This window comes from Vibrio sp. TRT 17S01 (assembly GCF_050113695.1).
Taxonomy (GTDB): Bacteria; Pseudomonadota; Gammaproteobacteria; order Enterobacterales; family Vibrionaceae; genus Vibrio.
Window position 1 is genome coordinate 365,384 of the sequence record NZ_JBNJOG010000003.1, and the last position, 15,594, is coordinate 380,977.

Annotated in this window: 15 protein-coding genes; 5 read left to right on the forward strand and 10 right to left on the reverse strand. The window is 42.7% G+C overall.

Annotated features, from left to right (window positions below):
• Nucleotides 1–7 precede the first annotated feature (7 nt).
• Entirely contained in the window at nt 8–310 is a 303-nt protein-coding gene (locus ACQEXS_RS07235; protein ID WP_427009560.1) for a metalloregulator ArsR/SmtB family transcription factor, read from the reverse strand.
• Nucleotides 311–484: 174 nt separating this feature from the next.
• Between ACQEXS_RS07235 and ACQEXS_RS07240 the strand changes: the two genes are divergently transcribed.
• Together ACQEXS_RS07240 and ACQEXS_RS07245 are read left to right on the forward strand one after the other, a co-directional pair.
• Nucleotides 485–670: a YgaP family membrane protein gene (locus ACQEXS_RS07240; protein ID WP_427009559.1), complete on the forward strand. Its 186-nt coding sequence runs from the start codon at nt 485–487 to the stop codon at nt 668–670.
• Nucleotides 671–682: 12 nt separating this feature from the next.
• Nucleotides 683–2,386 carry an FAD-dependent oxidoreductase gene (locus tag ACQEXS_RS07245; RefSeq protein ID WP_427013334.1) on the forward strand — a complete coding sequence of 568 codons (1,704 nt, stop codon included), beginning with the start codon at nt 683–685 and terminating at the stop codon, nt 2,384–2,386.
• A 58-nt stretch (nt 2,387–2,444) separates the two neighbouring features.
• Here ACQEXS_RS07245 and sodC read toward each other — a convergent pair whose 3' ends face one another.
• The 4 genes from sodC to ACQEXS_RS07265 all read right to left on the reverse strand — a co-directional run bounded on the left by sodC (nt 2,445) and on the right by ACQEXS_RS07265 (nt 5,461).
• Nucleotides 2,445–2,957: a superoxide dismutase [Cu-Zn] SodC gene (gene sodC / locus ACQEXS_RS07250; RefSeq protein ID WP_427013335.1), complete on the reverse strand. Its 513-nt coding sequence runs from the start codon at nt 2,955–2,957 to the stop codon at nt 2,445–2,447.
• 129 nt (nt 2,958–3,086) lie between these two features.
• Entirely contained in the window at nt 3,087–3,500 is a 414-nt protein-coding gene (locus tag ACQEXS_RS07255) for a GNAT family N-acetyltransferase (RefSeq protein ID WP_427013336.1), read from the reverse strand.
• The gene (locus ACQEXS_RS07260; protein ID WP_367989876.1) at nt 3,497–4,189 is read right to left on the reverse strand and encodes an aspartate/glutamate racemase family protein; all 693 of its coding nucleotides are present in this window, start codon (nt 4,187–4,189) and stop codon (nt 3,497–3,499) included. Before ACQEXS_RS07260 ends, ACQEXS_RS07255 begins: the two co-directional genes overlap by 4 nt.
• A gap of 189 nt (nt 4,190–4,378) precedes the next feature.
• A complete protein-coding gene (locus ACQEXS_RS07265; RefSeq protein WP_427013337.1) occupies nt 4,379–5,461 on the reverse strand; it encodes a site-2 protease family protein in 1,083 nt (360 codons plus the stop codon).
• Nucleotides 5,462–5,714: 253 nt separating this feature from the next.
• Here ACQEXS_RS07265 and ACQEXS_RS07270 point away from each other — a divergent pair, with 253 nt between their 5' ends.
• Complete coding sequence (locus tag ACQEXS_RS07270; protein WP_367989880.1) at nt 5,715–6,272, forward strand: PhnA domain-containing protein; 558 nt, start codon at nt 5,715–5,717, stop codon at nt 6,270–6,272.
• Nucleotides 6,273–6,577: 305 nt separating this feature from the next.
• Here the strand turns inward: ACQEXS_RS07270 and ACQEXS_RS07275 are convergent, their stop codons facing one another.
• The 3 genes from ACQEXS_RS07275 to ACQEXS_RS07285 all read right to left on the reverse strand — a co-directional run bounded on the left by ACQEXS_RS07275 (nt 6,578) and on the right by ACQEXS_RS07285 (nt 10,247).
• A complete protein-coding gene (locus tag ACQEXS_RS07275) occupies nt 6,578–6,769 on the reverse strand; it encodes a hypothetical protein (protein WP_367989881.1) in 192 nt (63 codons plus the stop codon).
• A gap of 287 nt (nt 6,770–7,056) precedes the next feature.
• Nucleotides 7,057–8,016 (reverse strand): TerC/Alx family metal homeostasis membrane protein, encoded by a 960-nt coding sequence (locus tag ACQEXS_RS07280; RefSeq protein WP_427013338.1) that lies wholly within the window; start codon nt 8,014–8,016, stop codon nt 7,057–7,059.
• A 494-nt stretch (nt 8,017–8,510) separates the two neighbouring features.
• Nucleotides 8,511–10,247: a bifunctional metallophosphatase/5'-nucleotidase gene (locus tag ACQEXS_RS07285; RefSeq protein ID WP_427013339.1), complete on the reverse strand. Its 1,737-nt coding sequence runs from the start codon at nt 10,245–10,247 to the stop codon at nt 8,511–8,513.
• Nucleotides 10,248–10,552: 305 nt separating this feature from the next.
• Here ACQEXS_RS07285 and ACQEXS_RS07290 point away from each other — a divergent pair, with 305 nt between their 5' ends.
• Complete coding sequence (locus ACQEXS_RS07290; protein WP_367989884.1) at nt 10,553–12,184, forward strand: DUF2813 domain-containing protein; 1,632 nt, start codon at nt 10,553–10,555, stop codon at nt 12,182–12,184.
• Nucleotides 12,185–12,294: 110 nt separating this feature from the next.
• Here ACQEXS_RS07290 and ACQEXS_RS07295 read toward each other — a convergent pair whose 3' ends face one another.
• Both ACQEXS_RS07295 and ACQEXS_RS07300 read right to left on the reverse strand, forming a co-directional pair.
• Entirely contained in the window at nt 12,295–12,786 is a 492-nt protein-coding gene (locus ACQEXS_RS07295; protein ID WP_367989885.1) for a DUF1097 domain-containing protein, read from the reverse strand.
• A 171-nt stretch (nt 12,787–12,957) separates the two neighbouring features.
• A complete protein-coding gene (locus ACQEXS_RS07300) occupies nt 12,958–13,863 on the reverse strand; it encodes a LysR substrate-binding domain-containing protein (protein ID WP_367989886.1) in 906 nt (301 codons plus the stop codon).
• A 247-nt stretch (nt 13,864–14,110) separates the two neighbouring features.
• Between ACQEXS_RS07300 and focA the strand changes: the two genes are divergently transcribed.
• Nucleotides 14,111–15,556 carry a formate transporter FocA gene (gene focA / locus ACQEXS_RS07305; protein ID WP_427013340.1) on the forward strand — a complete coding sequence of 482 codons (1,446 nt, stop codon included), beginning with the start codon at nt 14,111–14,113 and terminating at the stop codon, nt 15,554–15,556.
• Nucleotides 15,557–15,594: the final 38 nt, after the last annotated feature.

Below are 15,594 nucleotides of genomic sequence, written 5' to 3' on the forward strand. Positions count from 1 at the left end.
CTACTAATTACACTTCATGACCACAAAAAATTGAATGTAGGCTTTGAATTAGGGCCTCAACTCTTGGGTCAGCAAGTGAATAAAAGACTTGTTGTGATTCTTTGCGCGCACAGATCAAATTGTGCTTACGAAGTACCGTTAAATGCTGCGAAAACGCGGATTGGCTTAAATTGGAACCAGACTGCAATGCACCGACCCCAACCTCACCTTGTGTAAGCTGACACAACACCATAAGGCGATCAGGGTGTGCCATGATCCTTAGAAGATCGGCCGCTTCAGTAGCGTTACTTTGCATTTCTGCTATATCCATGACTTCTTACCATTATAAATTTCTAAAAGTTATTAATTTAGAGCTTACTAAATAACATTATTTAGTCAAGACTAATTTAGCTTGAGTGAAATTAGACAATTTAACATTAGACTTTTCTAATTTAAGAAATTATAGTTCTTATAGATTTTGAAATGAATGGTAAGGAGCAGAGTCATGTCACTAGAAAATGTCGTACGCGTGTTCGCAGGATTAATGGTTTTGATCTCGGTGTTATTGACACTCACCGTGCATAGTGGATTTATTTGGTTCACAGTGTTCATCGGCGTTAACCTGATACAAAGCGCCTTTACTGGTTTTTGCCCTGCTGCTCTTTTCTTCAAGAAATTAGGCTTTAAATAATTGGAGTTATCAATGACTAAAATCGTAATCGTAGGTGGTGTCGCCGGTGGTGCATCAGCGGCAGCACGCGCTCGACGCTTGAGTGAAGATGCTCAAATCATCATGTTTGAACGTGGCGAATTTGTTTCATTTGCTAACTGTGGTTTGCCTTACCACATTGGTGGCGATATTCAGGATCGTAGTAAGTTACTTCTACAAACCCCAGAAAGCTTCTTATCTCGCTTTAATGTCGACGTGCGTGTGATGAACGAAGTCCTTAGCATTGATCGCCAAAATAAAACCGTTCGTGTGAAAAACTTATTGGACGGTACAGAGTACCAAGAGTCTTATGATTTCTTGCTGCTAAGCCCCGGCGCTGGCCCAGTTATTCCGCCAATCGCTGGCATTAATAACCCACTCACCCATTCACTTCGTAATATTCCGGATATGGATCGTATCCTCCACACAATACAGATGAATAAACCCGAACATGCGACCGTTGTCGGGGGTGGTTTTATCGGACTTGAAATGATGGAAGCATTCCACCAACTTGGCATCAAAACAACGCTGATTGAAATGGCTGACCAAGTTATGACTCCGGTTGATCGTGAAATGGCAGGCTTTGCTCACGCTGAAATACGCGAAAAAGGTATCCAACTCCGCCTTGGAGTCGCATTAGAGACTGTTGAGTTCCTTCCTAACAAACATATCGCGAGTATCGGTTCTGGTGAGAATGAAGAACACCAGCACATAGAAGGCAAACTCAATTTAACTTTGAATAATGGCGAGACTCTGACCACCGATATTCTCATTATGGCGATAGGCGTGCGCCCAGAAACTAAGTTAGCTCAAGAAGCTTGCCTTCAAATCGGTTCGCTTGGTGGTATTTATACCAATGAGTTAATGCAGACAAGCGACCCATCCATTTATGCTGTGGGCGATGCTGTTGAAGACAAAGACTTTGTAACCCAGCGTCAAACCCTTGTTCCGCTTGCAGGACCAGCTAATCGTCAAGGCCGTATCGCCGCTGACAATATGCTCGGCAGACAAGAAACCTACCAAGGTACACAAGGCACCGCGATTTGTAAGATCTTCGATCTCGCCATCGCATCTACAGGGAAAAATGAAAAGCAATTAAAGGCCGAAGGTATCGACTACGAAAAAGTCTATGTCCATACCGCGAGCCACGCCAGCTATTACCCAGGTGCCGAAATTGTCTCATTCAAAATGCTGTTTGACCCAAAAACAGGCAAAATCTTAGGTGCTCAGGCTACAGGTAAAGACGGTGTGGATAAGCGTATTGATGTGATGGCCGTTGCTCAGCGAGCAGGAATGACGGTAGAACAGTTACAGCACCTAGAATTAACCTACGCTCCCCCATATGGCAGTGCAAAAGACGTAATTAACCAAGCCGCCTTTGTTGCGAGTAACATAATTAAGGGTGATTCAACCCCTATTCATTTTGACGAAATTGATACCTTAAATGACAGCCAAGTTTTGCTTGATGTGCGCAATCCTAGTGAACTAGAAAATGTCGGCTTTATAAAGGGTGCCATCAATATTCCTGTAGATCAGCTTCGTCGTCGCATGAACGAGCTGCCGAAGGACAAGGAAATTGTGATTTATTGCCAAGTTGGGTTACGTGGTAACGTTGCGTACCGCCAGTTAGTCAACAACGGCTTTAAAGCCAAGAATCTATTGGGTGGATATCGAACTTACAAGTTTGCACAAGAATAATTTCATTCTGAGTACGCCACTGCTCAACAAGTTTGGGAGCCATACAGGCTCCCATTTTTTATTTGATTACACCACAGACAAGGCGAGCACCACCACCACCAAGAGGTTTGGGATGATCGGAGTGGTTATCCCCACCAGCGTGAATCATTAAAGCGCGCCCTTTCAAATCGGCAAGTTTAACCCTTGGAGCTAAAACTGGTTGGTTAACGTCACCTTTTTCATCAGCAAACAGTGGCGGTAAATCCCCTAAATGGTTTGAGTCAGTCCAAGGGTGACCATGTTTACCGGTTTTCTCAGGATCATAGTGACCACCAGCTGCGCCACCTAGCACAGTTTTGCCATTTTTTTCTGCACTATCACAGGAAGGGTTTTGATGTATATGAAAGCCATGTAGACCTGTCGATACATTCTTAAGCGACGGTGTAAACGTTGTGCCATATTCAGTTTGTTCAACCACAATATGGCCAACTGGCGCACCTGAGGCAAGGTCTATCATTTCTACGTTGAGTGCTGACGCTGAAACCGCAACTGAAGGAAGCATCAGTCCTGCGAGCAAGATTCTCTTTTTCATTGTTATATCCTTGTTGGTTTAATCAACAATGAAGGGTATAGCACCTCACGTAATGATTACCAAGATCAATGAATGCGAAAGCGATAAAATGACCAACATAAAGCGACATCCGTTCAAATTAAAATAGCCTCACAGTTTAAGGATCATTTTAAAATAAGGAACTTCGCCTTTGTAAAAACGCTCTCCTTCAACCGTTAACCCAAAACGCTGGTAAAAGCCAATCGCATTTTCTCTAGCATCGCACCAAAACAACGTCACTCCACGCTGCTTAAATCGTGCTAATGCATGCTCTAAAACGACACTACCAAGCCCTTGTCCTCGAAACGTATCAAGGGTCGCGAATTTTCGTAACCTAACTTCATGATCAGAGAAATAAAATGATGCGACACAAGACAATTGGCCATCAGAAAAACCACCGAGGTGCCAAGCGGCATCATCACCAGCTACCTTCAGCTCTGATAATGCTTTACTTGGCCAAAGGACTTGTTGACGAATGGCTAACGTTTGCTCTGCTTGGATCTCTGCAACCGATAATTTCTTCATGACAGCGCCAACGCAATCGCTGCATCAGTATGAATTTTCGTTGTATCAAAAACTGGGATAGATGCATCTTGATCTGAAATAAGCATTCCAATTTCAGTACAACCTAAAATCACCCCTTGTGCGCCATCAGCGGACAGATCGTCGATGATCGTTTGGAAATCATGCTTAGAACGACGAGTAACTGTTCCACGACAAAGTTCATTATAAATGACGTTGTGAACTAATTTACGCTGCACTCCATTTGGCACCAAAACTTCAATACCAAACTTATCAACCAACCTTTGCTTATAGAAATCCTGCTCCATCGTGAATACAGTACCGAGTAATCCGACTTTGGTGATCCCTTGGCGCACCAGTGCTTCACCCGTTGCATCTGCAATGTGAAGTAAAGGGATAGAGACAGATGCTTCGATTTGAGGGGCAACTTTATGCATTGTATTTGTGCAAATCATTAAGAACTCAGCGCCAGCTTGCTCTACGGATTGAGCGGCCTTCGTTAGAATCGTGGCCGTTTCTTCCCAATGGCCTTGATGCTGAAGTGCTTCAATCTCATGAAAATCAACACTATTTAGCAGGATCTTTGCAGAATGTAGGCCACCTAGCTGTTGATTTATCCCTTCATTGAGCAGCTTATAGTACGTTAAGGTGGACTCCCAGCTCATTCCCCCAAGTAAACCTATTGACTTCATTCGCACTCCCATATTTGCGTAAAGAAAGAGAGTCCCAGCTTAAACAGTTCCAATAACAAAGTGCAAACACTCAACCGTTAGGAAGCCGTCAAAACTCTTAGTTAAGACACCTTCCACACAATTTGAATCTTACTCCTTGCATTGCATAGGCCTTATTTATGTATTGTCACTGACAAACATAGAAACACGTTAAGTTCCTAGTATTTGCAATGGTAACTGTAATAAAGTATCGCCTGTTCCTGCAAAGAACCAGATAATGCTAATCAAACCACCGACTAACGAAACGTACCAAAGCGCAGCGACAATTTGTCCGTAGCGATCAAGCGGCAGCAAATGACTTTGATGTCTCGAACGCCATTCAAGTACGATCTCTAATGTTCCCATCACAAGCAACAAACCAAACAGGGTTAACCCAAGCGAATAGCTAAGAACAACACCACCCAACGCCGCTAATGTACATAATGTAATGCCGGTAACACTGTTCATCGAGAAACTGATGCTCTTGAGGATATGTCCCCCGTCTAGCGGTAATATCGGAAGCAAATTAAATAGGTTAAGAAAGGCATTGAACGCAGCAAGCCCAGCAAAAAACATGTTTCCTGTGACGAGATAAATACACAGTAAAAGTAGCGATAAGAAGAAACCAAAACACGGCCCCATTATTGAAATCACCACATCTTGCCAACGAGTGTTTATCTTCTCATCACTAAGAGCAAGGCCACCGAGGAAAGGAACTAAATAGATGCCTTTTGTTTTCATGCCAAAATACTTCATGGCTCTCACGTGACCATATTCATGAATAACCAAGCAGGCAATTAGCGATATCGCGAATTGGAATGAAAACAGCCACGAATAAGCGGCCAGGCTGGCAGAAGCCAGCGCGACTTTAATTAGCTTAGCGCTTTTAAATGCCTTTAAGGCAAGTGACGCTAAACCGATGACGCTAAACTTTCTTTCCGCCTTAGGTGGATTGTAAGGCTTCTGACGTTCAATATCTTGAGTATCTCTATTTCCTTCAGTTACCACTTGGTCATTAAGCAACACTTGGTACGAAAAAGAAAAAGGTTGCCAACTAACCGTAGACTCTAACCGGCAATGTAGCTGTTGTTCTCCATCTGACAACGTAAATTCATGGACATCCTCATCCCCTCTGTCTGCATCTGCATCGAGCTGAGAAACCAACTGGTTGTTCCAAAAAAGCTGTTGCCATCCAGCCATCGAACCTTCTAACCGAAGAGGCTTACCCAAAAAATCAATTGAAAGCAGTTCCAAATCTTGTTCCTTACCTATTTAGAATCGGATGGGATTATGACCTCTATGAGAATGAGCGTAAAGTGAGTTGTGTTATGTGACAGTGTCATGTTTAACCTTTTTGGTACGCAGCTGTTTACAAGCTGCTGAACTTTAGTCAATTTAAAGTAAAAACCACTCGGTTAAACGCTTGCGTTCGGTAATAGCCCTTTCATTTAGGAGGATAAAGTGCATAATAGCCGCGTTATTAACACCTAATATATGTGAGTCCATTATGTCTTCTGAATCTACTATGCTAGAACGCTGCCAATCGAAATGTGAATTATGCGCTGCTGATGCGCCATTAACGGCATACGCTGTTCCTCCGCACAGCCACGTGACAGTAGATTACGGCATCATGGTCTGCGACAAATGTCTGGGTGAAATCGACGAACCTAAAGACATTAACCACTGGCGTTGTCTAAACGACAGCATGTGGAGCCAAGTACCGGCAGTACAAGTTACTGCTTGGCGCCAACTTACTCGCCTAAATACTGAAAGCTGGGCTCAAGATGCGCTAGACATGATGTACATGGAAGAAGAGCAAATGAACTGGGCAATGCAAGGAATGTCTGCTGACGACAAACCATTCGATTGCAACGGCGTTGAACTTAAAAAAGGTGACGACGTAACGGTAATCAAGGATCTACCAGTGAAAGGCACTAACCAAGTGATCAAACAAGGTACAGTTATCCGTGGCATCAGCATCGGCGACGACCCTAAACTTGTTTCTGGTAAAGCGAATGGCGGCCAATCTATGTACGTTATCGCAGAATACTGCCGTAAGAAATAATTATAATTCCATAGGTAGCAACCCGGCATGATCGCGTGTCAGGCTCGTTACTTATCGAAAAGCGACATTTTAAAAGCTCTCAATATTTTTATTATTGAGAGCTTTTTATTTATCTCTATCAAATTTACTCACTCTATTCCCTATCCACTATAGATCTAAAGGATTTCCCTACCTTGTTTGAGTAATTGGCTTACAAAATATGACACTGTCACATAATATTTATTTGTTACTCCTTAATTCCTTTATTTAAGGCATAAAAAAACGCCGGCATGTGCGCCAGCGTTTTTCAATCGATTTATCAGAACTTAACGACTTAAGCCGATGTCTTTTTGCATGTGAACCGACAGATCATTCGCATAGTGAGCACGCGGAGAGCTGTTGTCTGTAAACAAAATATCTAATAAATGTGCAATCAATCCTTTGAAGTTAACCGAGTAGGTTTTCTTATCCATAGAGGTTGGAGCAGCGATAGTATCAATGTGCATTGCTTGTGCCATGGTTGCCTCTCTATATAATCCGGTAACTTGTTTTGTTGTGCTAATATTAATCAAATATTCATTGAGCAAAAAATGACAAAAATTAGATTTTAGAATTAGATTTTCTAATGGAACAATACCTTAACATTTACCTTTTCACTTTATGCACCAAACCGCAACGAAAGTGCATTAAAAACCGTTTAATTTGTCTTTTAATTCAATATAGAAAGAATAAGCCGCCTATCATTTACATTGTTACTACATTTTAAAATAAAAAAAATGCGGCTTTCTTCTTGATTAGTATTAGATTATCTATCCAAAGTTTCGATAGCTAATGCACGCTCTTTACGCTGCTTCATAATCGATGCAACAACAGCGATGGTCATCACAGACAACAAGACAGTAAGTGACCATAACGTTGGGATTTCCCACTTTGACCCCACTAACATCATTTTCACACCGATGAACACCATAATGAATGACAAGGCTGGTTTAAGATAAATAAACTTATCCATCATCCCCTGCAATACAAAGTAAAGAGAACGTAGTCCAAGCAATGCGAATACGTTTGCCGCTAGCACTAAAAATGGCTCTCGCGTTACAGCAAAGATTGCTGGGATGGAGTCAAGCGCAAACATCACATCCATAAATGCAATGACACCAATAACAACCATCATTGGAGTCACCATGCGTTTTCCATTCTCCCTTACTACTAATGCGTTACCTCGATACCCATCAGTCACACTCGCAAAACGGCGAATGATCTTCTCTGGTAGCGGATTAATTTCTTCATCACCTTTATCACGAGCAAGTTGGATCCCTGTCCAAATCAAAAACAGTGCAAATAGATACAGTAGCCAGTGATACTGAGCCAGTAATTGAGCTCCGACACCGATCATGATACCTCTTAGGACAAGTGCACCTATAACCCCCCACAGCAGGGCTCTTGGGCGCAAATGTTCAGGGACAAGGTATTGATGGAAAATAATTGCGAAAACAAACAGGTTGTCGACACTAAGAGATTTCTCGAGCAAATAACCCGTTAGAAAAGAGATTGTCGCTTTTTCTGGCGTATAAACACTGTCTGGTGCATAGACATCCCAGAAGAAATAGATACTGGCTGCAAATAAGAAAGCTAAAACAAACCAAAATACGCTCCACAGCGCGGCTTTTTTAACGGTAATTTTTCCGCCACGGGTTTGCCAAATATCGAGAACAACTAAAGATAGCGTTAATAGGCCAAAAGCCAGATAAGTCATTGGGGTCATGATTCCTCCAAACGCGGAGGGATCGGTTTTCTATATCGACGACCCCTACCGCAAACAAACGAAAACCTTCAGAAAAACCCTGAAAGTTGATTTGATTACGTTGGTCTCGTCGAAGTGATAACTCTGTTTCCAACAGTATTAGCACTTATACTTACCGGATAGGTCTGAGCCTAACGAGATGACGATAAGTAAACCAGAGGCGACTACTCCCCAAACAGCGCGATTCTACTCCTGAGGTTCCAATTTTATCTATAGGAAAAATCAGATAAATTGCACCTTATAAGTAGCAAAAAGGCACATTCAAATGTGCCTTTTTATCTATGATGATTTAAACACCACCCATTGGTACAAAATAAACAAGTGCGGACCATATACCGATCCAACTTATGACGACAGCAATATCAACCCAGTCTTTACCCCACATGGTTCCCCCTAAATTGTCTGCTTTATTTATTCACAAACCTTATAGGTGTAGCCAGCAACGTTTATACCAATTATTTACCGAGTAATGCGGTACCCGTTTCTAACGTCAGTTTTTCTGGATCTGAGCACAGCAAGGCAATAAAGCAATCTGCCATCGACTCATTGCTGATATAAGACTCTCCACTTAATTGCAGCAGTGCTTCATACCCTTCTTTCCCCTTCATTGTGTAGGCCGAAGAAGCGCCTGTGTAGACTTTATCCGCAATGACTTTCTGCCAACCTAACTCAGATGAATAGATTTCAAGATTGGCGATCCGTTGACCTTTCGGCGATGCTTTTAAATATCGAAAACGTAAGTTATGAGTATATGGATAGGAACCTGATCCTGTGCCTTCAACACCGTTATTTGTTGCATTATTAATTGCCCCTTCTAGCGCAGCGGCAATCACCTGCCCTTTAACCTTATATACACCAATAGGAACGGCAAATGGCAACAGCTTACCTGCAATATCAGCTACGGTTATTTTGCCAGCATTGAGCGATGTTCTAACACCACCAGCGTTATGAATGGCGAAATCCACATTGTGACCAAGTATGTTCATCTGATAACAAAAAGATTCCGCCACTAAAGGGGCAACCTGGCTTGGCCCCTGCTCATCAGGGATCCTTACATGCCTTAATGGTTGCGAAGCATTAGCAATCACCTGCTTTTGCAATTTTCGAACTTCTGGAATGTACTTATCCACCAAAATACTCTGTACTTGCGGGTCTTTTTTACAAACCACCACATTTGGGTGTTGGTTTAGATAATCACACGCTTGTTGATGAGGTTGATCTGTCGCCGCTTCATTCATACTTGCATCAATAAACAATCGGCGACCAAGCAACAATTCGTTTCTGCCATTAAAACGAATCACTTCACCATTGGCCGCAAAATCGACCTCACAATGACCAACACTTAATGCGTGATACCCCGCTTGGACAACATACGTTTGATTCACTTTTACGCCATAAGGATCGGACTTAGCCATTCCAATATCGCTAAAATCACCTTGTAACACATGGCTATGGCCACCCACAATTAAGCTAATCCCAGAAACACTTTCTGCTAACTCCAGATCCGCTTCGTAGCCGAGGTGGCTCAACAGAATAATTTTATTGATGCCCTGACTATGCAGTGCCATCACGGTATTCTTTGCTGTTTCTAGTGCGTTTACAAACGGCGTATCCGCGTCTGGGTTTGCAATGTCGTCCATCTTATCGAGCGACAACCCAAACACAGCAACGGGTTCTCCATCAATTTGTTTGATGATCCAATTCGCTTTTTGTCCTTCAACATCGTAACTATGTACTTTGGTGTTTTCTGAAAGCTTTACGGCCTTTTCTTGGCATTCGTTTGATAAATCCCAGTTTCCTGCGAGCAAGGGAAACTCGATTCTCTGCGCAAAACACGCTACAGGTTCATTACCCATATCCAGTTCATGGTTACCAAGTGCCATTGCATCAATATTTAACGCATTCAACATATCTGCGTTTGCGACGCCTTTAAACAATGAAAAGTACAAGGTGCCTTGAAAGCAATCACCAGCGTGTAAGAAGAGGAAGCCTCGCTTCATCCGCGTTGCATCATCACGCAGTTGATGCACACGAGTTGCAATACGAGCGAAACCACCTGCACTGACGAAAGGCGTCAATTCACGTTCACCGTTTTTGATATGCAGAGGCAGCGATGTGGGTTCGAAGTAAGAATGAGTGTCATTAATGTGTGCCAGCGTTAGAGAGACTGGCTTGTTGTTTTTATCTTGCATATTTTGTCTTCTCTATTTTTCATCTCCATCCTAGCGCAATGATCATGACAGAATCGTGACTTTTATGAAATAACTTTGAAAAGAAATCATAAAAGCGTTAGTGCGGTCATATAGTTATCGGCATTGACCTAACAATATGTGAGCTAACATTCTGCTTATATTAGTTTTTTCTATTAAGCTTAAAGTATGCTTGGCCATATACCTAAACATCAATACTCTAGAAATACTGTTAAAAATCAGAGAGAAACAGCAATTGTATAAAACGGTGTGGTATGACGTTGTTGGCAGCTTACGGGAGTTAACTTATGCAGTTAGAAAGAATTGAGATTTCCGGCTTTCGAGGTATTAAAAGAATGTCGCTCGCATTCGATGAGTTGACGACATTAATTGGGGAAAACACATGGGGTAAGTCATCTTTACTTGATGCCTTATCCGTTGCGCTGCCTCCGGAAGGCGTCCCCTACGAATTCGAAATGACCGATTTTCATGTCGACTATTCCATTGCTCATCCTCAATCACAGCACCTGCAAATCGTGCTTAGCCTGATATCTAATGATAAGAATGAAATCAATGCCGGCCGCTATCGGCGTATTAAACCCATCTGGGTACAAGATGAGCAAGGCAAGTATCGTATTTTTTATCGATTGAGCGCAACTCGTGAACAATATGACATAAAAACCAAATACGCATTTCTTGACATCGAAGGTAACCCGCTGCCTCTTCACCATTCCGAGAAACTAGCGGCTGAATTGATGACATTACACCCTGTTATTCGCCTTAAAGACTCACGCCGATTCGAACGACCTTTTGACGCATCCAATGGATTCAACACGCGCGTCGAAAAACGGATCAATAATACTTGTCGCCGATTAATGGCGCTACCTGGCCATGTCAACAAAGGGGAAATGAAAAGTAGTTTAAATTCAATGAATACCTTGGTTGAGCACTACTTTAGCTTTAAAAGTAGTTCACGTAAGAATCCAAGAAAGCAAAGAGATGGTTTGTTCTACAGTGCAACAACTAACGAAAAAAGCATCTCCCAAGTTGTCGAAGAAACCAAGAATAAACAAACTCGCTTACTTTTTATGGGTTTACTAAATGCTTATTTACAAGCAAAAGGACCAACAGAGTTAAGGCGTTGTGCTCGACCTTTGTTGATCATTGAAGATCCCGAAGGACGCTTGCACCCTACACACCTAGCAAGAGCTTGGAGCTTGTTGCAACTGCTCCCCATGCAAAAGATCTTAACCACCAACAGTGGTGATTTACTCGCACAAGTGCCAATCCACAGTATCCGACGTCTCGTGCGTCAATCAGACCGCACAGTGACTCGCTATCTGTCTCAACAAAGTTTGGGGAAAGATGACTTAAGGCGGATTGGCTTTCATATCCGGTTTCATCGGCCCGGCGCTTTATTTGCTCGCTGTTGGCTCCTAGTAGAAGGCGAAACCGAAGTATGGTTATTTAACGAACTCGCTAATCAATGTGGTTACAACTTAGCTGCAGAAGGCGTTCAGATCATCGAATTTGCCCAATCCGGGCTTCGCTCCTTGATTAAGATTGCCAAAGCATTTGGTATCGATTGGCATGTGGTTACAGATGGGGACGCGGCTGGGAAAAAATATGCAACCGCGGTACGCGCTCAGCTCGAGCACGATCAAGAACGGCACAGATTAACCGAATTACCTGATAGAGACATTGAGCATTTCTTGTATAACAACGGCTTTGAGTTCTTTTTCAAAGACATGATCAAAATCCCTCACGATCACCCTATTCCTGCCAAAAAAGTAGTTACCCGGGTATTGAAGAAATTTGCTAAGCCCGATCTGGCTTTAGCTATCGTGTCACACTGTGAAGATAAAGGAATGGAATGTATCCCACTCTTATTGAGGTGGACATTGAAACGGTGTGTCACAATGGCGAATGGCAATACCTAGCTGATAGACAGACACGCAGAAATAAAAAAGGCACCTAACCAGGTGCCTGTATTAAAAGGAAGATAAAACTTCGTAATACTAATCAATCGGGGGTAACCTAAAAGTAAGCTTTAAGCTCGTGTAGAAAGCTTAGCGTCATTACTTGTTTTAGGTTGATTTGATTTCTGATGCAGCCACAAACCGCTTGCTTTCATTAAGTAGCCAAATATGCCACCTAAAATAAGAGAAGGAACCACTAAGCTCCAATTCCCATCAGCGGCAAAGGTCGCACAAGAGCCTATAAAGGTGCCCGGTATATAACTCAGCCATTGTTGCTTCGCTTGAATACACATGAAAAATGCTACTACAGCAGTAATGACATAACCCATTATTTCAAGAGAAACAAAATTGGACAGATGGATAATAACCAGTGCCCAAAAAACGCCTGCCATATTCGTCAACAAACTTTGTAAAAGACCGACAACACCACTCTTTGGAGATGCAAAATAACTGGTACAGCCTAAAAAGCCCGCCCAAGATAACAAACCCAAAGACACTGCCACCCATCCCCATACTCCGGACAAGATACCAGTAGTGAGTGAAATGGCGAATAAAGTGCTCATATGCCCTCGCTGTCGCTGCAGCTTGTCTACAGCATCATGAATCAAGAGGACATTCTACGTTCTATTGCATAGAAATTAAGGATGCTGATCACATTTACAAGTAACGATGTAACAGTTAGTTTCCTTTAATTGTGACGCAAACGGTAAATCAACAGAATTGGAAAATATAGATTATAGAACTGATGGTTTTCCTTTCATCATTCGCAACCCTTCACGCTTGATGCACTCTGCTAAAGGGTTTTCAACCATATCTGCTCGCCATATGAAAGACAGTGTACGTTCCATGTTCAACTCAGGAACATTAAGTGCAACTAATTGCCCGCTCTCAATAAACTTTTCTACATCGAGGTACGGTAGGCACGTTAGATATTGTCCGTGAGCAACCATACTTCTTAATACAGGCACATGTTCGTACTCACGCCAAACATCTAAATCTTCAATAAGATGGTGAATGGAGCTATCAAAAATCTTTCGAGTACCAGAACCATGCTCTCGTAAAACCCACTTTGCTTGTTCTAATTGCGCTAGACTTACACGCTCAGAACGCGCATAGGGATGGTGTGCAGCGGCAACGACTGTTAAATGATCTCGACACCATACTTCTTGGTGAATCCGATTGTCATCACAACGCCCTTCTATAACGCCTAAGTCATATTTATAATCCAGCACCCCTTCAATTACGCTGTTGGTACTCTTCACTTTCAGTGATATGCGCATTTCAGGGAAGTCATTATCAATAATGCTGATAAGATCCGGAACCAAATGTTCTGCTGGTGTTTGACTCGCACCGAGCCTTAATTCTCCGCTGAGTAAATGTTGTTCATAGAACCCCATTTGTATTTGCTTCGCATCTTGCAGTAAGCGTTTTGCTTTTGGCCTTAACCACATACCCCAATGGGTTAATGCCATTTGCTTGCCTTGCCTTTCAAACAAAGGACGACCTAGCATCTTCTCTAGTTGTGCGAGCGACATACTCGTCGCTGACTGTGTTAATGCAAGCTTTTCAGCCGCTAGGCTTACGCTGCCTGAATCTGCGACGGCATCAAATACCGCAAGTTGCTTTAATGAATAGCGCACTGAAGCTCCTGATCTCATTCCTTAATTTGTAATCCATGCCCGTTCATTGACCTCTCAGAATAGGCAAGCTGTTTCATTTTACTGGTGCATTTGTACATATCAATCTTTTTGATAAAGATTTTAAAAATTATCAATTTTACCTCTATACCCTACTTCTCTAATCTGAATTGGCAGTCAGGCAACAGGCCTTATAAACACCTTTAATTTTTTACGGAGGTCAACATGAACAACAGATTAGGGAGCAGAAATGTCAGCTGAAACTAATCATCAATACTTTTCTCCTGCAGAGATGATGGCAGAAGCCGAAAAGTTCGCTTTGAGCAAAGCAAAGAAAAGTGACGGGATGATCTTAAGCTTGTCAGTTATGGCGGGTGCTTTTATCGGATTAGCCTTTCTTTTCTACATCACAGTGACCACAGGCAGTGCTGATGCAGGATGGGGATTAAGCCGACTCGCTGGCGGTCTGGCATTCAGTATGGGATTAATACTGATTGTAATATGCGGCGGAGAACTGTTTACCAGCTCAGTGTTATCGAGCATTTCTTGGGCAAATAAACAGATCAGCTTCGGAAAAATGCTCTCAATTTGGGGCAAGGTGTATATCGGTAACTTTATCGGCGCAATGTTTTTGCTCCTTTTAGTATCTGCCGCCGGTCTGTATCAATTGGATCACGGCCAATGGGGCTTAAACGCTCTAAATATTGCGCAGCACAAGCTTCACCATTCACCAATTCAAGCATTTTCTCTTGGTGTGTTGTGTAACTTACTCGTGTGCTTAGCAATTTGGCTAACGTTCAGTAGCGCAAATGCCATGACAAAAGCGGCGATGACCATTATGCCTGTCGCCATGTTTGTCTCTACTGGCTTTGAGCACTGTGTGGCCAACATGTTCATGGTGCCACTAGGCATCGTCATTCAAAATTTTGCACCAAATAGTTTTTGGCTAGAAGCCGGCGTCAGTGCCAGTCAATACGCTGATCTTAATATTTACCAATTTGTTACTGCCAACCTAATCCCAGTCACACTGGGCAACATTGTCGGTGGCGCCGTATTAGTTGGGCTCGCCAACTGGTGTATCTACCGTCGTCCGCAACTTAAAGCGGCGAACGTATCAACCATTACAAATACAACTCAAATTACGACAGTTAAGGACATCATTATGAACAGCAACATCACCGTTAAAGAAATTATGAACACTCGCCCACTGACCCTTTCTGTAGAAATGCCAACAGCAGTCGCGATTGACACTCTACTCGCTAACCACCTTGATGGCGCGCCGGTGTGTGATGTTGAAGGTCGTTTGGTTGGTTTTTTCTCTGCTCACGATGTCATGGTTGATTTGTGGTGTCAGGATTACATTCCAAGTATGGAACAAAAAGTAGTGGATTTGATGTCACGTGATGTGATTGCAATAGATGCAGCAGATAAGTTGGTAGATGTTACTGAATTTCTGTGTATTGACAAAGAGCAGCTATACCCAACAAGCGGAATGGGCATCGCAACACGTATGACGTCACTATCTCTAGAAGAGCGCGCAAAGAGCATGAAGGTAAATAAACCACACATGTTACCTGTGCTAGAAAATGGACAACTCGTTGGTGTTCTTTGCCGCGAACATGTTTTGAAAGCATTACGAGATGTTTACGGAGAACGTTTAACCGTGGTTAATCAACAAGAGCTTGAAACCGCATAACAGTTTTGGTCAGGAAATAAGTCGCCTACAGACCAAAA